This window comes from Kocuria sp. KD4 (assembly GCF_011769905.1).
Taxonomy (GTDB): domain Bacteria; phylum Actinomycetota; class Actinomycetes; order Actinomycetales; family Micrococcaceae; genus Kocuria; species Kocuria marina.
This window is the reverse complement of sequence record NZ_CP050449.1, coordinates 2,114,658-2,136,118: the sequence shown is the minus strand read 5'-3', so window position 1 is coordinate 2,136,118 and position 21,461 is coordinate 2,114,658. Positions and strand designations below refer to the sequence as shown.

Annotated in this window: 19 protein-coding genes; 11 read left to right on the top strand and 8 right to left on the bottom strand. The window is 69.2% G+C overall.

The window, feature by feature from the left end; genetic code table 11:
* The first annotated feature begins 45 nt into the window (after positions 1–45).
* Positions 46–1,656, top strand: coding sequence for a bifunctional phosphoribosylaminoimidazolecarboxamide formyltransferase/IMP cyclohydrolase (purH, locus tag HBK84_RS09605; protein ID WP_144931204.1), 1,611 nt, complete (start codon positions 46–48; stop codon positions 1,654–1,656).
* A gap of 146 nt (positions 1,657–1,802) precedes the next feature.
* Here purH and HBK84_RS09600 read toward each other — a convergent pair whose 3' ends face one another.
* Both HBK84_RS09600 and HBK84_RS09595 read right to left on the bottom strand, forming a co-directional pair.
* Positions 1,803–2,363: a gamma carbonic anhydrase family protein gene (locus tag HBK84_RS09600; RefSeq protein ID WP_052160784.1), complete on the bottom strand. Its 561-nt coding sequence runs from the start codon at positions 2,361–2,363 to the stop codon at positions 1,803–1,805.
* A gap of 155 nt (positions 2,364–2,518) precedes the next feature.
* Positions 2,519–5,875: a beta-phosphoglucomutase family hydrolase gene (locus tag HBK84_RS09595; RefSeq protein ID WP_167318764.1), complete on the bottom strand. Its 3,357-nt coding sequence runs from the start codon at positions 5,873–5,875 to the stop codon at positions 2,519–2,521.
* Between the two features lie 306 nt (positions 5,876–6,181).
* On the opposite strand from HBK84_RS09595, the gene glyA reads away from it, so the two are divergent.
* Positions 6,182–7,468 carry a serine hydroxymethyltransferase gene (glyA, locus tag HBK84_RS09590; RefSeq protein ID WP_085107027.1) on the top strand — a complete coding sequence of 429 codons (1,287 nt, stop codon included), beginning with the start codon at positions 6,182–6,184 and terminating at the stop codon, positions 7,466–7,468.
* Between the two features lies 1 nt (position 7,469).
* Entirely contained in the window at positions 7,470–8,357 is an 888-nt protein-coding gene (locus HBK84_RS09585; protein ID WP_167318763.1) for a bifunctional methylenetetrahydrofolate dehydrogenase/methenyltetrahydrofolate cyclohydrolase, read from the top strand.
* Between the two features lie 156 nt (positions 8,358–8,513).
* Here the strand turns inward: HBK84_RS09585 and HBK84_RS12680 are convergent, their stop codons facing one another.
* Both HBK84_RS12680 and HBK84_RS09580 read right to left on the bottom strand, forming a co-directional pair.
* Positions 8,514–8,696 carry a hypothetical protein gene (locus HBK84_RS12680; protein ID WP_206069147.1) on the bottom strand — a complete coding sequence of 61 codons (183 nt, stop codon included), beginning with the start codon at positions 8,694–8,696 and terminating at the stop codon, positions 8,514–8,516.
* The gene (locus tag HBK84_RS09580) at positions 8,669–9,163 is read right to left on the bottom strand and encodes an MFS transporter (protein WP_240918938.1); all 495 of its coding nucleotides are present in this window, start codon (positions 9,161–9,163) and stop codon (positions 8,669–8,671) included. Before HBK84_RS09580 ends, HBK84_RS12680 begins: the two co-directional genes overlap by 28 nt.
* A 120-nt stretch (positions 9,164–9,283) precedes the next feature.
* Between HBK84_RS09580 and HBK84_RS09575 the strand changes: the two genes are divergently transcribed.
* The 5 genes from HBK84_RS09575 (at position 9,284) to HBK84_RS09555 (ending at position 13,648) form a co-directional block, all read left to right on the top strand.
* Complete coding sequence (locus HBK84_RS09575) at positions 9,284–9,817, top strand: hypothetical protein (RefSeq protein WP_064847185.1); 534 nt, start codon at positions 9,284–9,286, stop codon at positions 9,815–9,817.
* Positions 9,818–9,852: 35 nt separating this feature from the next.
* The gene (locus HBK84_RS09570; protein WP_064847184.1) at positions 9,853–10,692 is read left to right on the top strand and encodes an exodeoxyribonuclease III; all 840 of its coding nucleotides are present in this window, start codon (positions 9,853–9,855) and stop codon (positions 10,690–10,692) included.
* A 79-nt stretch (positions 10,693–10,771) separates the two neighbouring features.
* Positions 10,772–11,809 carry a tryptophan--tRNA ligase gene (trpS, locus tag HBK84_RS09565; protein WP_167319190.1) on the top strand — a complete coding sequence of 346 codons (1,038 nt, stop codon included), beginning with the start codon at positions 10,772–10,774 and terminating at the stop codon, positions 11,807–11,809.
* Positions 11,810–11,895: 86 nt separating this feature from the next.
* The gene (locus HBK84_RS09560) at positions 11,896–12,468 is read left to right on the top strand and encodes a 2'-5' RNA ligase family protein (RefSeq protein ID WP_240918937.1); all 573 of its coding nucleotides are present in this window, start codon (positions 11,896–11,898) and stop codon (positions 12,466–12,468) included.
* Positions 12,455–13,648, top strand: coding sequence for a YihY/virulence factor BrkB family protein (locus HBK84_RS09555; protein WP_167318762.1), 1,194 nt, complete (start codon positions 12,455–12,457; stop codon positions 13,646–13,648). Before HBK84_RS09560 ends, HBK84_RS09555 begins: the two co-directional genes overlap by 14 nt.
* Positions 13,649–13,716: 68 nt before the next feature.
* Here the strand turns inward: HBK84_RS09555 and HBK84_RS09550 are convergent, their stop codons facing one another.
* The 4 genes from HBK84_RS09550 to sdhC all read right to left on the bottom strand — a co-directional run bounded on the left by HBK84_RS09550 (position 13,717) and on the right by sdhC (position 17,224).
* Positions 13,717–14,499, bottom strand: coding sequence for a succinate dehydrogenase iron-sulfur subunit (locus tag HBK84_RS09550; RefSeq protein WP_064847181.1), 783 nt, complete (start codon positions 14,497–14,499; stop codon positions 13,717–13,719).
* Positions 14,499–16,250: a succinate dehydrogenase flavoprotein subunit gene (gene sdhA / locus HBK84_RS09545; protein WP_064847180.1), complete on the bottom strand. Its 1,752-nt coding sequence runs from the start codon at positions 16,248–16,250 to the stop codon at positions 14,499–14,501. The genes HBK84_RS09550 and sdhA overlap by 1 nt, the downstream gene beginning before the upstream one ends.
* 106 nt (positions 16,251–16,356) lie before the next feature.
* Complete coding sequence (locus tag HBK84_RS09540; RefSeq protein WP_035963740.1) at positions 16,357–16,842, bottom strand: succinate dehydrogenase hydrophobic membrane anchor subunit; 486 nt, start codon at positions 16,840–16,842, stop codon at positions 16,357–16,359.
* Between the two features lie 4 nt (positions 16,843–16,846).
* Positions 16,847–17,224 (bottom strand): succinate dehydrogenase, cytochrome b556 subunit, encoded by a 378-nt coding sequence (sdhC, locus tag HBK84_RS09535; RefSeq protein WP_082943437.1) that lies wholly within the window; start codon positions 17,222–17,224, stop codon positions 16,847–16,849.
* Between the two features lie 540 nt (positions 17,225–17,764).
* On the opposite strand from sdhC, the gene HBK84_RS09530 reads away from it, so the two are divergent.
* The 3 genes from HBK84_RS09530 (at position 17,765) to HBK84_RS09520 (ending at position 21,455) form a co-directional block, all read left to right on the top strand.
* Positions 17,765–18,880: a mannose-1-phosphate guanylyltransferase gene (locus tag HBK84_RS09530; protein ID WP_064847179.1), complete on the top strand. Its 1,116-nt coding sequence runs from the start codon at positions 17,765–17,767 to the stop codon at positions 18,878–18,880.
* A 58-nt stretch (positions 18,881–18,938) separates the two neighbouring features.
* Positions 18,939–20,198 (top strand): amidohydrolase, encoded by a 1,260-nt coding sequence (locus tag HBK84_RS09525; RefSeq protein WP_052160783.1) that lies wholly within the window; start codon positions 18,939–18,941, stop codon positions 20,196–20,198.
* A 165-nt stretch (positions 20,199–20,363) separates the two neighbouring features.
* Complete coding sequence (locus tag HBK84_RS09520) at positions 20,364–21,455, top strand: BMP family protein (protein WP_035963736.1); 1,092 nt, start codon at positions 20,364–20,366, stop codon at positions 21,453–21,455.
* Positions 21,456–21,461 lie beyond the last annotated feature (6 nt).

Genomic DNA, 21,461 nt, shown 5'->3' with positions numbered 1-21,461 from the left:
TCCGGCCCGCCTACCGTCCGTACCCTCGTCCCCACTGGAGAGCTCGTGAACACTGCCGACCTGAACCGTGTGCCGCTCAAGCGCGCACTGATCTCCGTGTACGACAAGACCGGTCTGGAGGAGCTCGCGCGAGGGCTGCACGACGCCGGCGTGAGCATCGTCTCGACCGGTTCCACCGCCGGGACCATCCGCGGCGCGGGGGTCCCCGTGACCGAGGTCTCCGAGGTCACCGGGTTCCAGGAGTGCCTGGACGGGCGGGTCAAGACCCTGCACCCGCGCGTGCACTCGGGAATCCTCGCGGACCGGCGCAAGCAGGAACACATGGATCAGCTCACCGAGCTCGAGATCGAGCCGTTCGACCTGGTGATCGTGAACCTCTACCCGTTCCAGGACACCGTGCGCTCGGGTGCGGAGCAGGACGCCGTGGTGGAGCAGATCGACATCGGTGGTCCGTCCATGGTGCGCGCGGCCGCCAAGAACCACGCCGCGGTCTCCGTGGTCGTGGATCCTGCCGGTTACCCAGACGTGGTGCGCGCGGCCCAGGAGGGCGGTTACGACCTCGCGGCCCGGCAGAAGCTCGCGGCGGCGGCGTTCGCCCACACCGCGGCCTACGACACCGCCGTGGCCACGTGGACCGCCCAGCAGTTCGACCACGACCCCGAGGCGAACTTCTGGCCCCCGTACGCGGGTCTCGCGCTGCAGCGCGCGGAGTCCCTGCGCTACGGCGAGAACCCGCACCAGAAGGCCGCGCTCTACACGAACGACGCCGCGGCGCCCGGGATCGCGCAGGCCGAGCAGTTGCACGGCAAGGCGATGTCCTACAACAACTACGTGGATGCGGACGCCGCCGTCCGCGCCGCATTCGACTACGACGAGCCCGCCGTGGCCGTGGTCAAGCACAACAACCCGTGCGGCGTGGCCGTGGCCACCCCCGGCGCGCAGGACCCCATTGCGGACGCCCACCTCAAGGCCCACGCGTGCGACCCGCTCTCCGCGTACGGCGGTGTCGTGGCGGCCAACCGCACGGTCACGGCGGACATGGCCCGCAACCTCAAGCCCATCTTCACTGAGGTGGTCGTGGCCCCCGAGTTCGAGCCGGAGGCGCTCGAGATCCTCGGGGCCAAGAAGAACATCCGCCTGCTCGCGCTGCCCGAGGGCTTCGGCCGCGATCCCTTGGAGTACCGCGGGATCTCCGGCGGCGCACTGTTCCAGCAGGCCGACCGCCTCGACGCCGAGGGCGACGACCCTGCCGACTGGACCCTGGTCTCGGGTGACGCCGCGGACGAGAAGACCCTGGCGGACCTCGAGTTCGCATGGCGTTCCCTGCGAGCCGTGAAGTCCAACGCGATCCTGCTCGCGAACGACGGCGCCTCGGTGGGCATCGGCATGGGCCAGGTCAACCGCGTGGACTCGTGCCGCCTGTCCGTGGAGCGGGCGAACACGCTCGCCGAGGATCACGCCGAACGTGCCCGCGGTGCGGTCGCGGCGTCGGACGCGTTCTTCCCGTTCGCGGACGGGTTGCAGGTGCTCCTGGACGCGGGCGTGCGCGCCGTGGTGCAGCCGGGCGGTTCCATCCGTGACGAGGAGGTCATCGAGGCGGCCCAGGCCGCGGGCGTGACCATGTACCTCACGGGGGCGCGGCACTTCTTCCACTGAGCGGCATCCACCGAGCCGCATCCACTGGGCGACACTCACTGAGCCGCTCCCGCCGGGCTACCGCGTTTTCACCCGGCGTACGACGACGCGCGGCCCCGGGCTTCCGGGGCCGCGCGTCGTCGTGTGTTGCGGTTGTCCAGGCGGGCTCAGGAGAACATGGCGCGGTGTTCCCGGGAGAGCTCGATGTAGTTCTGGGCGTTGCGACTCACGGCATGCTGCTCGTCCACGGACAGCTCCCGCCGGACCTTGCCCGGGACCCCGGCCACGAGGGAACCGGGCGGGATGCGTTCGCCCTCGAGTACCACGGTCCCGGCGGCGATCAGGCTCCCGCGGCCCACCACGGCGCCGTTGAGCACGGTGGCGTTCATCCCCACGAGGACGTCGTCCTCCAGGACGCACCCGTGGATGACCGCGTTGTGGCCCACGCTCACGCGCTCGCCGATGGTCGTGGGGTGGTCCGGGTCCGAGTGCACCGTGACGTTGTCTTGCAGGTTGGAGTTCGTCCCGATCCGCAGGGGGGAGCGGTCACCGCGCACCACGGCGCCGTAGAAGATGCCCGCCCCGGCACCCACCACCACGTCACCCACGATCGTGGCGTTGGGTGCCACGAAAGCGGAGCGGGCCACGGAGGGCCGGTGCTGGCCGTAGGGCAGGATCAGGGGTTCGCGGGCGGCGTCGGCGCCCGCGGGCTCGGAGAACTGTGTCATGAGCCATAGCATAGTGCGCGCTCGCGCTCGTCACGACGCCGCCGGTAGCCGCCACGCGCCCGCCGCGTGGCCGGGGCTCGGCCCGGTGTGCGCGCGGTACGCAGGCGCGCCCGAGCCGCGCGGCGTTGTCGTACGGCCACGGTTCGGGGCGGGGCTCAGCCTTCGCCGGCGTCGGAGATGAACCGGCGCCGCAGGGCGACCATGGCCTTCTCGGGACGCCGGGACTCGCGGTGGCGCAGTGACACCGAGATCTTCTGCCCGCCCTTGAGCACGTACTCGGCGCCGTTGACGTGCACCGTGACCGGATCCGCCTTGACCGAGCTCGCCTCGAGCTCCAGGATGTCGTGGTCCAGCGAGACCTCGATGACCTGACCGCAGTACAGGACCGTGAAGTCCACGGCGTCCAACTCGCGGGGCAGTGCGGGCTGGAACTCGAGCCACTGGCCCCGCACGCGCAGCCCGGCGTACGCGCGGGTGATCACGTCCACCGAACCGGCCATGGCACCCAGGTGGATGCCCTCACCCGTTGTGCCGCCCTGGGTGTCGTCCATGTCGATCATGAGCGCGTCTTGGAACGAACCCCACGAGCGGTCCGGGTCGAGCCACGCGAGCACCGCGGCATTGACCACGCGGGACAGGGACGAACCGTTGGAGGAGCGTGTGATGTAGTGGTCCACGGTGCGCTGGATGGCGTCCAGGTCCGTGGTGTAGCCCATGCGCGCGAGTTCCTCGATCAAACCCTCGGGACCCAGCAGGTACACGAGCATGATCGTGTCCGCCTGCTTGGAGAGCTTGTAGTTGTTGGTCAGGTCGCCCTCGTTCTCGAGCAACAGGTCCAGGCGGCCGATGTTGCGGTACTTGGTGCGGTAGAAGTCCCAGTCCAGTTCGGCGAGTTCGTCGTAGCCCTCGAACTGCGCGATCGTGCCGTCCGCGTTGAACGGGACGTACATGTTCTCGGCCATCTTGAGCCACTTCTGGACCTCCTGCGGGGAGATCTCGAAGCGGGACTCCAGGTCCTCGCGCTGGTGCTCGACCATGTCGTGGAAGATGTGGGCCGAGTGACGGAACAGCCAGGACGTAAGCACGTTGGTGTAGGCGTTGTCCTTGAGCCCGCCACCGTGCTGGCCCGCGGGGCCGTCGTGGTACTCGTCGGGGCCCATGACACCGGAGATGTGGTACTTGCCGTCGTGCGAGTCGTACTCCGCGAGGGACGCGAACAGGCGGGTGATTCCCACGATCAGCTCGGTCCCGTGGCTGGAGAGCCAGTCGATGTCCCCGGTGGACTCGTAGTACACCCACGCGTTGTACGCGATCGCCAGGCCCACGTGGAACTGGCGCCACGAGTTGTCCGGTAGCCAGCGCCGGGAGTGGTGGTTGTACAGCTCGGGCGGGGTCTCCTCGCGCCCGTCGGAACCGGACTGCCACGGGAAGGCCGCGCCGTAGAGACCGAAGTCCCGGGCGTGCTGTTGGGCCATAGCCAGGCGCCGCCACCGGTAGGAGAGCAGGGACCGGGTCACGTGCGGCTGACGCATGTTGATCACGGGCAGGATGAACAGCTCGTCCCAGAAGATGTGGCCGCGGTAGCCCTCACCGTGCAGACCGCGGGCGGGGATGCCGGCGTCCCGCAGGGACAGGTGGGGGGCCAGGGTCTGGGCCGCGTGGAACAGGTGGGTGCGCACCGCGAGCTGGGTGGCCACGTGCTCGGGGGTGTCCTCCGCGGCCTCCAGGGTGACCTCGTAGCGGTCCCACAACCGGGCCCACTCGATCTCGTGAGAGGCCAGCAGCTTACGCACCCCGAACGGCGTGCGGTTCAGCTCGGCGAGTGCTCCCTCGCGGGGGGAACCGATCGCGGCGTCGCGGCTCGTGACCACCGCGGTCGTGCTGTCCACGAGCACGGGGTTGTGCGGGTCGATCTGCACCGTGTAGCGGCGGAACTCGATCCCGCCGGGGCGCACCTCGCGGCGCTCGCGCACGGGGGTTTCGGACTCGATGCGCGTGCGCTGGGCCATCGCGATCTCGATTTTGGACTGGGAGGTGCGCACGAGGGACAGCAGGGTCTCGTGCTCGTCCGGCAGGGTCGTGGACTCGAGTAGCGCGAGGTGGTGGGCGTTGAGTTCCCGGTACTCGGCCACGCCGCTGTTGGTCACGGCGGGGTCCACACCGGTGCGCACGTGCAACCGCCCGCTGAATCCACGCGAGACGATCCGGGTCTCCTGGGCGCCCAGGTGGCGGTAGCGCAGGGACACCAGGCGGCGCTGGGTGATCTCCAGGCTGCGCGGGGGTTGGTCCGCGCCGGGGTCCTCGTCCGCTTCCGTGAGCACGAGCGTGCGGGTCAGCAGACCGCGGCGCAGGTCCAGTTCCACGCGTTCCTCGGAGGGCTTCATTCCGCCCTCGGACCACCACTGGCCCTCCGCGAAACGCAGGTCCAGGTGCAGCCAGTTGGGCACGTTGACCATGGACTCGTGTTCCACGTCCCGGCCGTTGATGTGGCTGAGCACCCGGTTGAACACGCCAGCCAGGTAGGTTCCGGGGTAGTGGACGGTGTTCGCGGCGAACTCACAGGCCGCGCCGCGCACGCCCATGTAGCCGTTGGCCAGGGTCAGCAGGGCCTCGCGGCGGGGCTCGGTGGCGGGGTCGAAACCGTCGAACACGAGCGCCCACGGGTCGTCCCGGCGCGCGCCCAGGTCCAGCTCGGCGACGTCGTTGAGCACCACGTGGGCGCCCGCGCGGTAGAGCCGTTCCCGGGCACCGTCCCGGTTGATCCCCACGACCAGGCCGAAGTCGCCGGCGGCACCGGCCTGGACGCCGGCCACGGCGTCCTCCACGACGACGCTCTCGCCGGGGGCCACGCCCAGCAGGCGTGCGCACTCGAGGAAGGTGTCCGGGGCGGGCTTGCCCGGCAGGTCGTGCGAGGCGGCCCAATTGCCGTCCACGATGCGGTCGAACAAGTGCTGCAACCCGGCGGCCTCGAGGACCACGGCGCTGTTGCGGCTCGCGGTCACCAGCCCCACGGGCACACCGCCCTCGCGCAGCCGCTCGATCAGGGCCACGGTGCCCGTGAACACGCGCACACCGTGCTCGCGCAGCTCCTCGTGGAAGAAGCCGTCCTTCGCGGCGGCCTGGCCCTGCACGGTCCAGTCACCCGGCTGCGGGTCCTCGTGGCTCTGGGCCTCGGGGAGCATGGTCCCGCGGGCGGCGAGCAACGCGCGGACGCCGTCCTCGCGACGTCGTCCGTCCACGTACGTGCGGTAGTCACCGCCCATGTCGAACGGGCGCCGGTCCACCTCGGTGGCCGGAGCTACGGGCTCGAGGCGGGGATCGGTCAGCAACCGGTCGAAGAGCTTCTGCCACGCGCGGGCGTGCACCCCGGCGGTGTCGGTCACCACACCGTCCATGTCGAAGATCACGGCGGCGTACGGGGTGCGCACCACGTCCACGGGTTCCGGCGGCGACTGGCCGTCGGTGATGCGCGGCATGGAAGCGGTGAACGGGGCGGTGGGAAGAACGTTCACGGCGCGAGATCTCCTAACACGAAGGATCAGGACGTGGGGCGGGACGATGCGAATGCTCGCGCTCGCTGAGCGAGAGCGGCAGCCCGGCTGCGCTGTGACGGCTGCCGCGCGCAGGGGGTACGCACGCGGTACGGGTACACATGCTACCCGCATTCGCTCCCCGGGCGGGACCCGCCCGCCGAGGGCCCGGACGATCCAGAAACTCTACGAGCATCGCCGCGCTCGTGCCCCCGCCGTGCTGAGGCGCAACACCGCGACGCGCGGATATGCTGGAGCGGACCCTCCCGCGCACAAAGAAGGTGGAGCATGACGGAATCCCTGGGACACCCTGTGACCAATCAACCGCTGTCGGAGGTGGACCCGGACGTCGCACGGGCCATCGAGGACGAACTGGGGCGCCAGCGCTCCACGCTCGAGATGATCGCGTCGGAGAACTTCGCGCCGCGTGCCGTGCTCGAGGCGCAGGGCTCGGTGCTCACGAACAAGTACGCGGAGGGCTACCCCGGCCGTCGCTACTACGGCGGTTGCGAGTACGTGGACGTCGTGGAGAACCTCGCTCGTGACCGCGCGTGCGAACTGTTCGGGGCGGATCACGCGAACGTGCAGCCGCACTCGGGCGCCCAGGCGAACACCGCCGTGATGGCCGCGCTCATGCAGCCCGGTGACACCCTCATGGGGTTGTCCCTGGCCCACGGTGGGCACTTGACCCACGGCATGAAGATCAATGTCTCGGGCAAGCTCTACAACATCGCCGCGTACGAGGTGGACCCGGACACCTACCGCATTGACATGGACAAGGTGCGCGAGCAGGCACTGCAGGCCCGGCCGAACGTGATCGTGGCCGGCTGGTCCGCCTACTCGCGCCAGCTGGACTTCGAGGCGTTCCGCTCGATCGCGGACGAGGTGGATGCCAAGCTGTGGGTGGACATGGCCCACTTCGCGGGTCTCGTGGCCGCGGGGCTGCACCCCAACCCGGTGCCCCACGCGCACGTGACCACCTCCACGGTGCACAAGACCCTCGCGGGCCCGCGCTCCGGTGTGATCCTCGCGGAAGCGGACCTCAAGAAGAAGGTCGATTCCGCAGTGTTCCCCGGCCAGCAGGGCGGGCCCCTCATGCACGCGATCGCGGCCAAGGCCGTGGCGTTCAAGATCGCGGCCACCGAGGAGTTCCGCGAGCGCCAGCAGCGCACGATCGAGGGCGCGCAGATCCTCTCCGAGCGGTTGAACTCCCCGGATCTCGCGGAGCACGGTGTGTCCGTGCTGACCGGCGGCACGGACGTGCACCTGGTCCTCGTGGACCTGCGCCACTCCGAGCTGGACGGCAAGCAGGCCGAGGACCTGCTGCACCAGGCGGGGATCACGGTCAACCGCAACGCGGTGCCGTGGGACCCCCGCCCGCCCATGACCACGTCCGGGCTGCGTATCGGGACCCCGGCGCTCGCGACCCGCGGTTTCGGCGCGGGCGAGTTCGAGGAGGTCGCGGACGTGATCGCCGAGGCCCTCAAGCCCGGTGCGGACGTCTCCGTCCTGCGCTCGCGCGTGGACGCCCTGACCGAGCAGTTCCCGCTGTACCCCGGCCTCGAGGAGTGGTGAGATGACGGCCCAGGTCCTCGACGGTAAGGCGACCGCGGCCCGGATCAAGGAAGAACTGACCGAGCGCGTGACCGCACTGCGCGAGCGGGACGTGGTGCCCGGTCTCGGGACCGTGATCGTGGGCGACGATCCCGCCTCGCACTCGTACGTGGCGGGCAAGCACCGCGACTGCGAGCAGGTGGGGATCGCCTCGATCCGTAAGGAACTGCCCGCGGACGCGTCCCAGGAGGAGCTCGAGCGCGTCATCGACGAGCTCAACGACGATCCCCGGTGCACGGGGTACATCGTGCAGTTGCCCCTGCCGCCGCACATGGACACCAACGCCGTGCTCGAGCGCATCGATCCCGTCAAGGACGCCGACGGGTTGCACCCCACGAACCTGGGGCGGCTGGTGCTCAACGTCAACGAGCCCATCACGTCCCCGCTGCCGTGCACGCCGCACGGGATCGTGGAGCTGCTCACGCGTCACGGGGTGGACCTCGCGGGGCGCCACGTGCTGGTGATCGGCCGCGGTGTGACCGTGGGTCGGCCCATCGGTCTGTTACTGACCCGCCGGGAGATCAACGCGACCGTGACCCTGGCCCACACGGGCACCCGCAACCTGCCCGAGCTGCTCGCGCAAGCGGACGTCGTGGTGGCCGCGGCGGGGCGCCCGCACATGATCGGGGCGGACCAGATCAAGCAGGGTGCCGTCCTGCTCGACGTGGGTGTCTCCCGGGTCGAGGACACGGAGACCGGCAAGAAGAAGCTCACGGGGGACATCGACCCGGCCGCCGCCGAGCGCGCCTCGTGGCTGTCGCCCAACCCCGGGGGCGTGGGTCCCATGACCCGGGCCATGTTGCTCGTCAACGTGGTGGAGTCCTGCGAACGGGCCGTCGAGTCGGCCTGATCCCGTAGCCTTCCGGTCACGACGCCGCGCGGCCGTCTCGTTCGTTCGAGCCGGCCGCGCGGCGGCGTCGTCCCCGGGGTCTGTGCGGCACGCGGGCGGCCGTAAAACCCGGGAGTCCGTGGTCCGAACACGTGCCGGGAACGAGGTGCGTGGGGCTCAGCCCCGGGATGGCTCCTCGGGGGTGCGTCGGCGCATGTCCGCGATCCCGATCCCCATGGCGATCAGCACGATCACAGTGATCACCGCGAAGCTCGCCGTGAACGCGGCATCCCAGTCGGCGCGGGCGAGCACACCGAAGGTCACCGCCGTGATCAGGGCGGTGCCGATCGCGGTGCCCAACCGAACAGCCCGAACGCCTTGGCGCGCTCCCGACCCTGGAAGTACTCCTGGATCATGCCCACCGTCTGGGGGTTGAGCATCCCGGATCCGAGGCCCTGGATCACCCGGCCGATGTTGAGCACCGTGGTGTTGGGCGCGAGACCGCACAACAGCGAGGCCCCCGCGAAGACCGCGATCCCCGCGATGAACAGCTTCCGGCGGCCGAACACGTCCCCCGCGCGGCCGCTGGCCACGAGCAGCACCCCGAACGCGAGCGCGTACCCGGTGAGCACCCACTGGAGTGCCGAGGAACTCGCCCCCAGCTCCTGCTGGATGGAACTCAGGGCCACGTTCACGATCGAGACGCTGATGAGGGACATGAACAGGGGAACGAGCAGGACCCACAGGATGCGGCGTCGTTCGGCGGGGTCCAGGGCGGGGGAGTCGTCCCCGGGGGAGCGCGGAGAGTCCGCGGAAGATGTGCTCACCCTCTCTTGATACCCCCTCGGGGCCCGGTTGTGCCGAGGGGCTCGGGCGACGCCGGTGGGTCGGGTCCCCGGGGACCCGCCCGATTCGGTGCGCCCCGCGCGGTTTGAGACAATGGGTTCATGCAGTCGATCGGATCAGCACACACCCGCGCCACCGACTCCCCGGACGCTCCCCGCACCGGACGCACCGCCCTTTGGGGGACGGTGATCGGGCTGGCCGTCCTGGCCGTGATCTTCGCGGTGGCCCTGATCCAGGCCGCCAACTCCAACTCCCTGCTCGGCTGGATCCTCGCGGGGATCGCCCTGGGCTGGCTCATGCTCGCGGTGTGGGCGCTGAGCATGGTGCGCAAGGCCGCGGCGTACGGCCGTGAGCAGGTGCGCCAGGCACAGGAGCAGTTCCAGGCCCAGCACGGCCGCGCTCCCGCCGCCTCGGCGTCCGCCGGTGCGGGTCAGTCCCTGCGGGACGAGAAGCTCGCCCACGGCATGCAGGTGATCCTGGTGCAGTCCAAGGTCGTGAAGGAACAGCTCTCCGGCGCCGAGCCCGATCCTGAGCAGATCCAGCGGGCTCTGGAGACCATCGACATGACCGCGGCCAACGGGCTGCGCAGCCTCAAGGACTCCTCGAAGCCCGTGAGCGGTACGGTGGTGGACTGAAAACTACCCCGTAACGAGCGAGGAGACACAGGCACATGGCGGATTCCCAGCAGACGGTGCGCATTGCCACGGTGAACGTGAACGGCATCCGAGCGGCGTACCGGCGCGGGATGGCGGACTGGCTGGCCCCGCGCGGCGTCGACCTGTTGTGCCTGCAGGAGGTGCGCGCGCCGGACAAGATCACGCGCGAGCTGCTCGACGAGGACGTGTGGGACGTGCGGCACACCGAGGCCGCCGCCAAGGGCCGCGCGGGCGTCGCGATCGCTACGCGCCGCGACGCGTTCGACGGCGCCCTGCTCCCCACCGAGTCCCGCGTGGGCATCGGGGACGAGTACTTCGACGACTCCGGGCGCTGGATCGAGAACGACGTCCGCCTGCCGGACGGCACCACACTGACCCTGGTCTCCGCGTACGTCCACTCCGGCGAGGTGGACACACCCCGCCAGGACGACAAGTACCGCTTCCTGGACGCGATGCTCACCCGCATGCCGCAACTGGCCGAGCGCGGCGATCATGCCCTCGTGGTGGGTGACCTCAACGTGGGCCACACCGAGCGGGACATCAAGAACTGGAAGGGCAACGTCAAGAACGCGGGCTTCCTGCCGCAGGAACGGGCGTACTTCGACAAGTTCTTCGGGGACGTGGGCTACGTGGACGTGGCCCGCAGCCTCGCCGGGGACGTCCCCGGGCCCTACACGTGGTGGTCCTACCGCGGCAAGGCGTTCGACACGGACGCCGGGTGGCGCATCGACTACCACATGGCCACCCCCGGGCTCGCCGCGGCCGCCCGGAGTGCCGTCGTGGACCGGGCCGCCGCGTACGACACGCGCTTCTCCGACCACGCCCCGCTCGTGGTGGACTACCGCCTCTCGTGAGGTCCCGCGCGCCGTCGGACGACGACGCCGCTGCCCGCACCGCACCTCCCCGCCTCCCGTGACCGAGAACCGAAAGAAGATGTCGACCGTGACCGAACAGAACACCGCCCCGAACCCCACACCCCGCGTGGTGTCGGGCGTGCAGCCCTCCGCGGACTCCCTGCACCTGGGTAACTACGTGGGAGCGCTGCGCAACTGGGTGGACATGCAGGACGACAACGAGTGCGTGTTCTTCGTGGCGGACCTGCACTCGATCACCGCGGGCCAGAACCCGGCCACGATGTCCGAGCGCACCCGGGTCACGGCCGCGCAGTACATCGCCGCGGGCATCGACCCCGAGCGCTCCACGCTGCTCATCCAGTCCCAGGTGCCGGAGCACACGCAGTTGTCATGGGTGCTCAACTGCATCACCGGTTACGGGGAGGCCGCGCGGATGACCCAGTTCAAGGACAAGTCCCTCAAGCAGGGGGCGGAGAACACCACGGTGGGGTTGTTCACCTACCCCGTGCTGATGGCCGCGGACATCCTGGTGTACCAGGCGAACCAGGTCCCGGTGGGGGAGGATCAGCGCCAGCACCTCGAGCTGACCCGCAACCTCGCGCAGCGGTTCAACTCCCGGTTCGGTGAGACGTTCGTGGTCCCGGACGCCAAGATTCTCGAGAACTCCGCGAAGGTCTACGACCTCGCGAACCCCACGGCCAAGATGTCCAAGTCCGCGCCGTCGGATGCCGGGCTCATCCGCCTGTTGGATCCCGCGAAATCCAACGCCAAGAAGATCAAGTCCGCCGTGACGGACGACGGCACCGAAGTGCGCTTCGACCGCCAGGCCAAGCCGGGGATCTCCAACCTGCTGACCATCTACTCGTCCCTCACGGGCACCCCGGTGGACACCCTCGTGGCCGAGTACGAGGGCAAGATGTACGGCCACCTCAAGGTGGACCTGGCCGAGGTGGTCACCCAGACCCTGGACCCCATCCAGAAGCGCGCCCAGGAACTGCTCGACGATCCCGCCGAGCTGGACCGGCTGCTGGCCCGGGGCGCGCACAAGGCCCGGGAGATCGCGGCCCGCACGGTCACGGACGTCTACGAGCGGATGGGCTTCCTCCTCGGCGCGTGAGTCGCCGGGCGGGGCCCCGTGCGGCACGCCGTGTGGCGCCAGACGCCGTGGGATAGTCTGGACGGGGCCGACCTGAGGAGGATCGTGTGAGCGAGGGACATCCTTCCCCCACCGTGCGCCCGGGCCGGGTGTACGCGGGTGTGGTCATCCGGCTGCCCGAACCCATGGGCCAGGAGTTGCAGGACTGGCGTTCGTCCTTCGGGGACGCGCAAGCGGGCTCGGTCCCCGCGCACATCACACTCATGATCGCCGAGCGCGGGGAGGACTGGGCGGACCTCGTGTCCCACATCCGGGAGGTTGCCGACCGCTGGCAACCGTTCCACGTGGAGATCCGCGGCACGGGGACGTTCCGACCCGTGACCCCGGTGGTCTACCTGCGCATCGAGGGCGGTCACGACCAATGCGTGCAGTTGCACTGCGATCTGAGCGAGCACCACCTGGAGTCCGCGTCCCCCTTCGACTTCCACCCCCACGTGACGCTGGCCCACGGCACCACGGAGGAGGGGCTGGACCGCGCCCAGCACGTGCTGCGCACGTACCACGCGTCCTTCCTGGTGGACCACATCGACCTCTACGAGGGGGACGAACACGGTGCGTGGCACGTGCGGGACCGCATCCCCTTCGGCGGGGCCGGCACGGACGACCGTGACGCACACTGACCCGCCCCCGGTGGTCCCCGCCCTCACGGACCGCACTGGACTGCACGCGGAACACCGGCGCCTGCGCGAAGTACGCCGACAGCTCGCCGCCGAGGGGGCACCCCTGGGCAGGCGGGCCGGCGCCCTGGGTGCGTGGTTCTTCGCGCGGTTCATGTCGGTGTTCCCCGTGCGCGTGGTGGCGCACTACATGTTCCACGGCGGGCCGCTCATGTCCGCCGGGCTCGCGTACCAATTGCTCTTCGCGTCCTCGTCCCTGCTGGTGATCTGCTTCGCAGCACTCGCCACGTTCCTGGGAACCGACTCGCCGCTGCAGCAGACGCTCGTGGCGGGTCTGGTGCAGAACATCCCCGGACTCCTGGACGTGGGGGACGGTAACGGGGGAGTCATCCCGCTGAGCCTGCTCGAGAACACGGGGCCCTTCACCGTGGCCTCCACCGTGGCGCTCGCGGTGTTGTTGTTCACCGCGTGGCGCTGGGTGGCCGGTATCCGGCTGGCCACGCGGCGGATGTTCGAACTGCCGCCCGCCCCCGGGGTGCCCGTGGCGGCCGTACCGCGCGATCTCGCGTGGCTCGTGGTGATCGGGATCCTGCTGCTCGCCTCCGCGACCGTGAGCGTCTTCGCGTCCGGCGCCGTGGACGGGGTGCTGGGGTGGCTCGGTCAGCTCGGTCTCACGCGCCTGCAGCCGTGGTTGGACGGCGGGGCCAAGTCCGCGGTCACGCTCGGCGTGGGTCTGCTCGTGGACATCCTGATGAGCCTGGCCCTGGTGAGCGGGGTCGCCCAGCTCAAACTGCATCGCAAGGCCCTGCTGGCCACCATCGTCACGGGTGCCCTGGGCTCGCAGGTGCTGCGCTACGGCGGCAGCGAAATCATCGCCCGCAGCGCGGACAACCCCTATCTGCTCTCGTTCGCGGTGCTCGTGGGTGTACTGCTGTGGTTCAACCTCTACGGGCAGGTTCTGTTGCTCGCGGCCGCCGTGGGCGCGCTCGTGCAGGCGGACATCCGAGGGGCCCGCGCCCAGCCGGAGCGCGAGGACCGGGCCGTCACGGTCGTGGCGGCGACCTCCCTGCCCGATGCCGCTCGGGGCCTCGGACACGCAACTCCCGTCCGCTTCGACAGGCCGGCGGCGGGCAGCAGCCCCGCGGTAGGTAGTGGCCCCGCGGCGTCGTCGTCGGAGAGATGAAAGCCCGGGAAAGACCGCGGCCCCGGGATCCACGAGGGATCCCGGGGCCGCGGTCGTGCGACGAGGGGTCACAAGGCGGAGGCGAAGACCGCCTTCTTGACCTCGGCGATGGCCTTGGTCACCTGGATGCCGCGGGGGCACGCCTCGGTGCAGTTGAAGGTGGTGCGGCAGCGCCACACGCCTTCCTTATCGTTGAGGATCTCCAGGCGCATGTCACCGGCCTGGTCACGCGAGTCGAAGATGAACCGGTGCGCGTTGACGATCGCGGCCGGGCCGAAGTACTGCCCGTCCGTCCAGAACACCGGGCACGAGGACGTGCACGCGGCGCAGAGGATGCACTTGGTGGTGTCGTCGAAGCGCGCGCGGTCCTCCTGGGACTGGAAGCGTTCTCCGGTGGGGGTGTGGTCCTCGTTCACCAGGAACGGCATGATCTCGCGGTAGGACTGGAAGAACGGTTCCATGTCCACGATCAGGTCCTTCTCGCACGGGAGGCCCTTGATGGGCTCCACGAGGATGGGCTTGGACAGGTCCAGGTCCTTGAGAAGGGTCTTGCACGCGAGCCGGTTGCGGCCGTTGATGCGCATGGCGTCCGAACCGCACACGCCGTGCGCGCACGAGCGGCGGAAGGACAGGGAACCGTCCAGCTCCCACTTGACCTTGTGCAGGGCGTCCAGCACGCGGTCGGTGCCGTACATGGTCAGGTTCCACTCATCCCAGTGCGCCTCGGAGCTGAACTCGGGATCATAGCGGCGGACCTTGAGCACCACGTCGTACGTGGGGATCGACTCCTCGCCCTTGTCGCCGGGTTTCTGGGCGTCCTGGGTCTGGTTCTCGGTGGCTGCAGTGGACATCAGTACTTACGCTCCATCGGCTCGTAGCGGGTCATGATCACCGGCTTGGTCTCCTGCCGGATTCCCGCGGTGGGGGACGACGGGTCCTCGTACACCATGGAGTGGACCATGAAGTTCTCATCGTCTCGGTTGGGGAAGTCCTCGCGGAAGTGACCCCCGCGGGACTCCTCGCGGTGAAGGGCGGCCACGGACATCACCTTGGCCAGCTGCAGCAGGAAACCCAGCTCCACGGCCTCCAGCAGGTCCAGGTTGAACCGCTTGCCCTGGTCCTGGATGGAGATGTGGGAGTAGCGCTCCTCCAGAGCGGCGATGTCGTCCAGGGCCGTCTGGATGGTCTCGGCCGTGCGGAACACCTGCATGTTGGCGTCCATGGTGTCCTGCAGGTCCTTGCGGATGGCCGCGACCTTCTCGTCACCGTGCGGGCTGCGCGCGTTGTTGAGCAGCGCCTCGGTGCGCTCGGTGGCGTTGTCGGGGATCGGCAGGAACTCGGCGTCCCGCGCGTATTCCGCGGCGTAGATTCCGGAGCGCTTGCCGAACACGTTGATGTCGAGCAGCGAGTTGGTGCCCAGACGGTTGGAGCCGTGCACGGACACGCACGCGACCTCACCAGCGGCGTAGAGACCGGGAACCGTGTTCTCGGAGTCCTGGAAGACCTCGCCCTTGATGTCGGTGGGGATGCCACCCATGCAGTAGTGCGCGGTGGGGAACACGGGCACCGGCTCAGTGTAGGGCTCCACACCCAGGTAGGTGCGGGCGAACTCGGTGATGTCCGGGAGCTTGGCGTCGATGTGCGCCGGCTCCAGGTGGGTCAGGTCCAGCAGGACGTAGTCCTTGTTGGGGCCGCAACCGCGGCCCTCACGGACCTCGTTGGCCATGGAACGGGCCACGATGTCACGGGGGGCCAGGTCCTTGATGGTGGGGGCGTAGCGCTCCATGAAACGCTCACCCTCGGAGTTACGCAGGATGCCACCCTCACCACGGGCGGCCTCCGAGACCAGGATGCCCAGGCCCGCCAGGCCCGTGGGGTGGAACTGCACGAACTCCATGTCCTCGAGGGGCAGGCCGTTGCGGAACGCGATCGCCATGCCGTCGCCCGTGAGGGTGTGGGCATTGGACGTGGTCTTGAAGACCTTGCCCGCGCCACCGGAGGCGAAGATCACGGACTTGCACTGGAACACGTGCAGCTCGCCGGTCGCGAGATCGTAGGAGACCACACCGGCGGGGCGGCGGCCCTCCGGGGTGTCCACCATGATCAGGTCCAGGACGTAGTACTCGTTGTAGAACTCCACGTTGTGCTTGATGCACGTCTGGTAGAGGGTCTGCAGGATCATGTGACCGGTACGGTCCGCGGCATAGCACGCGCGGCGGACGGGGTTCTTACCGTGGTCGCGGGTGTGCCCACCGAAGCGACGCTGGTCGATCTTGCCCTCGGGGGTGCGGTTGAAGGGCAGTCCCATGTGCTCCAGGTCCAGCACCGCGTCGATGGCTTCCTTGGCCATGACCTCCGCGGCGTCCTGGTCCACCAGGTAGTCGCCACCCTTGACGGTGTCGAACGTGTGCCACTCCCAGTTGTCCTCCTCGACGTTGGCGAGGGCGGCGCACATGCCGCCCTGGGCCGCACCGGTGTGGGAGCGCGTGGGGTAGAGCTTGGTCAGTACGGCAGTGCGGGCGCGCTGGCCGGATTCAATGGCGGCACGCATGCCGGCGCCGCCGGCGCCGACGATTACCACATCGTACTTGTGAACCTGCATACCAGATGTTCTTTCTATGTGGGTGAGTGGGAGAAGTATCGGGTCCCGGCCGCTCGGGCCGGGACGACGCACGACGGCGGAGCCGGGGGCTCTGCCGTGGCCGCGATCACGCTCCGGGGCAGAAGGACGCCAGCAGCGCGGGGTCCGCACCGGCGGGGCACGGCTCGAAGGTGAAGATCACCATGGTGCCCAGCAGGATCACGAAGCCCGAGGCCACGAAGAGCAGCACCTTGAGCCAGAAGCGGGTGGTGTTGCGATCGGCGTAGTCGTCGATGATGGTGCGGATACCGTTGGTGCCGTGGAGCATGGCCAGCCACAGCATGACCAGGTCCCAGACCTGCCAGAACGGGTTGGCCCACTTGCCGCCCACGAATCCGAAGTCGATCGCGTGCACGCCGTCCCCCACCATGAGGTTGACGTAGAGGTGACCGAACACGAGCACGAGCAGCACCACGCCCGACATGCGCATGAACAGCCACGCGATCATCTCGAAGCTGCTGCGGGACGAACCGGCGCGGTTGTACTTCACGCCGTCCACCTGAAGGTCCCGGCTGCGGGGGACGCTGATCTTGGTCTTGAGAGGAGTGCTCACGGAATTAACCCCCGAAAACGACTGAGAGGTGACGGATGAGGAACGGGATCATCACGATGACCCAGAGGGCGATGACGCCCCAGAGCAGACCCTTCTGGTTCTTGGTCCCACCCTTCCAGAAGTCGATCAGGATGATGCGCAGGCCGTTGAAGGCGTGGTAGACGATCGCGGCCACGAGGCCGGCCTCGCCGAGACCCATCACGGGGTTCTTGTAGGTCGCCATCACTGCGTTATACGCCTCGGGGGATACACGCACGAGAGCGGTGTCGAGGACGTGGACCAGCAAGAAGAAGAAGATGGCCACGCCGGTAATACGGTGGGCGACCCAAGACCACATGCCGTACTGGCCGCGGTAAAGGGTGCCCCTGGTTGAGTTCGCCACGGAATGTCCTCCCTGTGTCGCTCGTCGTCGTGCGCACCGAAGAATGGTCGAAGAAGAAGGCAGCGTTCTCGCGCGAGTGCACGGCGATGGCGGAGCCCTGGCTGGCTCTGTCATGGATGATGCGGTAGTTCTCGTCAAAGATACCAGCCCCCCGCACATTTCCTGACAACGTGTCTGCAAGTGTGCCCCCCGGAATAGCGCGGAATTAGCGCATTGTTCTGTGTCTGAATCGGCTCCGGCCGTGCGCCGTCCGAACGCCCCGCGAGCGGCCGTCAAGCGGCCCCCAAGCGGCCCGTGATACGCGCCCGAGCGGCCCCACGACCTCCGTGCGTAAGGTCCGCCTGCGACGTCTCACGGGGCCTTCGAGGGCCCCTCTCGCCCGGGTGCGGGGTCGGGCCCGCGAAGGCTCACGGGAAGTCCCCGTGGGCCGGCCGGCCGCGTCGTGGGTGGGCACACCCGGCCCGTGTGCGGCCCGTACCCCGGGATGTCACGGGTGACGCATCCAGGGCCGCCGGGGGAGGGGGCCGTACACTGACCGTCGTGACTTCGCCATTGCAACGTTTCCATCCGTTCATCCCCGCGGGCGGGGTGGGTTCACGGCTGTGGCCGCTGTCCCGTGCGGATGCCCCCAAGTTCTTGCTGGACCTCACGGGCTCCGGCTCGTCCCTGCTGCGGGCCACCTTTGACCGGCTCGCGGGCCTGTCCGCCGGTCCGGTCATGGTCGTGACCGGGCGCTCCCACGCCGGGGCGGTGCAGGAACAGCTGCCCGAGCTCACGGCGGACGACCTCGTGCTCGAGCCGTCCCCCAAGGACTCCGCGGCGGCGATCGGCCTCGCGTGCACGCTCATCGAGCGCCGCGACCCCACCGCGATCATCGGTTCGTTCGCGGCGGACCACGTGGTGGAGCCCGCCTCGGCGTTCCAGGAGGTCGTCAAGGAAGCGGTGCGGGCGGCGGACACCGGACGCATCGTCACGATCGGGATCACGCCGTCGTCGCCCGCCACGGGCTTCGGCTACATCAAGGCGGGGCAGTCCCTGGGACTCGATCAGGCACCCCACGCGCTCGCCGTGGAGCAGTTCGTGGAGAAGCCGGACGAGGAGACCGCGCGCGCTTACGTGGCCAGCGGGAAGTACACGTGGAACGCGGGCATGTTCGTGGCGCCCGTGGGTCTCATGCTCTCCTACCTGCGCCGCAGCGAACCCGAGCTCGCGCGGGGCCTGGACCGAATCGCGGACGCGTGGGAGACTCCCGAGCGGGACGCCGTCGTGGACGAGGTGTGGCCCACCCTGACCAAGACCGCGATCGACTACGCCGTGGCCGAACCCGCCGCCGCGGCCGGGGACGTGGCCATGGTCCCCGGGGACTTCACGTGGGAGGACGTGGGGGACTTCGCGGCGATCAACCGGCTCAACAAGGTGGACCCGCGCACGGACGCGCCAGTGTCCATCCTGGGCCAGAACAACCGTGTGCTCACGGACGAGTCCTCCGGGATCGTCGTGTCCGACACGGGGCGGTTGATCGCGCTAATCGGCGTGGCGGACATCGTGGTCGTGGACACCCCGGATGCCCTGCTGGTCACCACGGCCGAGCACGCGCAACGGGTCAAGAACGCGGTGGACTCCCTCAAGCGCAACGGCGACACGGACGTCCTGTGAGCCCCGCCGCCGCCCGCGCTGAATCACCGCGCGGGGTCCCGGCGGTACTGTGACACACATGTTGGATCTGCCTCTGCCGTCCGCCGACGACATCGGACTGCCCCCGGCCATCGGCCCCCTGCTCTCGCACTACCTCCCGGACCTCGTGCGCTTCCGCCGGGACATCCACAAGCACCCGGAACTGTCCTACGAGGAGTACCGCACCACGGACCGGATCGTGCACGCCCTCGAGGCCGCCGGGTTGCACCCCGTGCGCTTCGAACGCACCGGGTGCTACGTGGACGTGGGTCGCGGGCCCGTGATGGTGGGCCTGCGCGCGGACATCGACGCCCTGCCCATCCTCGAGGACACGGGCCTGGACTACGCGTCCGTCAACGAGGGCGTGATGCATGCGTGCGGTCACGACATCCACACCACGGTCATGCTCGGGGTGGCCCGCGTGCTCGCCGACGTGCACCGTTCGTCCCCGTTCGCGGGCACCGTGCGCGTGGTCTTCCAGCCGGCCGAGGAGAAACTGCCCGGCGGCGCCCTGACCATCATCAAGGAGGACGTGCTGGCCGGCGTGCCGCGGATGTTCGCCCTGCACTGCGAACCCAAGGTGGACGTGGGCCAGGTAGGCACGCGCATCGGGGCGATCACCTCGGCGTCGGACACCATCCGGATCGAGCTGTCCGGACGCGGCGGGCACACGTCCCGCCCGCACCTGACCGAGGACCTGGTCTACGCGATGAGCCAGATCGCGATCAACGTGCCCGCGGTGCTCTCCCGGCGCGTGGACGTGCGCTCCGGGGTGGCCGTGGTGTGGGGTCAGATCCACGCAGGTGTGGCACCCAACGCGATCCCCATGTCCGGTTTCATGTCCGGGACCATGCGCTGCCTGGACGCGGACGCGTGGTCGCGCGCCGGGGACATGCTGGACGAGGTCGTGGAGCAGGTGGCCGCACCGTACGGCGTGAACGTGGACCTCGAGCACATCCGGGGTGTGCCGCCGGTGGTCAACGGCGAGACCGAGACCACCCTGCTGGAGATCGCCGCGCGAGCGGAGCTGGGGGAGGAGAGCATCCTGCTGGTGGAGCAGTCCATGGGCGGGGAGGACTTCGCGTGGTTCCTGCAGCACGTCCCCGGCGCCATGATGCGCCTGGGGACCCGGGCTCCCGGCGGCCGAACCTACGACCTGCACCAGTCCGACTACGCCCCTCAGGAGGAGGCGATCGGCTGCGGCGTGCAGGTCATGGCCTCCACGGCGTTGCGCGCCATCCGCTTGCGCGTGCGCGAGCTCGCGGACGCGACGACGACGCCGGACGCCCCGCAGTCCTGACACGCCCGCGGTGAGCGTACTGCTGGGTACTTCCGGGGCTACACTGAGCTGACCTATGACCCGGCTCACTGCACGGGTCACCGCCCGGGGGCACGGGCCGGTGACCCGTGCACTGTGTTCCCGGGTCACGACCCACATCTGATCCCAGTCCGACCGGAGGACCTCATGACCACTCGACGTTTGCGCACCCTGGGGACGCTTGGCCTGGCCGGGGTCACCGGCCTGGTCCTGGCGGGTTGCGGTGCCGCCCCGGACAACGCCGGCGACAGCAGCGCCCAGGCCTCCGACTTCAAGGGCTGCATCGTCTCCGACGACGGCGGTTTCCAGGACCGTTCCTTCAACCAGAGCTCCTATGAGGGCCTCAAGGCCGCCGAGGAGCACAAGGGCATCCAGATCAGCCAGGCCGAGTCCCAGTCCGAGACGGAGTTCGAGCCCAACCTGACCTCCATGGCGCAGCAGGGCTGCAACCTCACGGTCTCCGTGGGCTTCCTGCTCGCGGACACCACCAAGAAGGTGGCCGCGGCCAACCCGGACAAGCACTTCGCGATCGTGGACGACAACTCGATCAAGGCGGACAACGTCAAGCCCATCGTCTACAACACCGCCCAGGCGGCGTTCCTGGCCGGGTACCTCGCGGCGGGCACGTCCGAGACGGGCAAGGTCGCCACGTACGGCGGCATGGACATCCCCACCGTGACCGTGTTCATGGACGGTTTCGCGGACGGGGTGAAGTACTACAACGAGAAGAACAAGGCGGACGTGCAGGTCCTCGGGTGGAACAAGGACTCCCAGAACGGCACGTTCCTGAGCTCGTTCCAGGATTCTTCCAAGGCCAAGACCGTCACGCAGAACCTCATCGGCGAGGGCGCGGACGTGGTGCTGCCCGTCGCGGGCCAGGCGGCCCAGGGCACCGTGGACGCCGTGACCGAGGCCAACCGCAGCGGCAAGGACGTCCGGTTGATCTGGCCGGACACCGACGGCTACGAGACCCTGGACGCCGGCAAGGAGTTCCTGCTCACGTCCGTGCTCAAGGAGATGTCCACCTCGGTCGAGGACGTCGTGACGCAGGCCGCGGACGGCAACTTCGACAACACCCAGTACGTGGGCACGCTCGAGAACGGTGGTGTGGGCCTGGCCCCCTACCACGACCAGCAGGACGAGGTCAGCGAGGACCTCGACAAGCAGGTCCAGCAGCTCAAGCAGGACATCATCGACGGCAAGGTCACGGTGCAGTCCAAGAACGCCCCCACCGCCTGAGCGGGC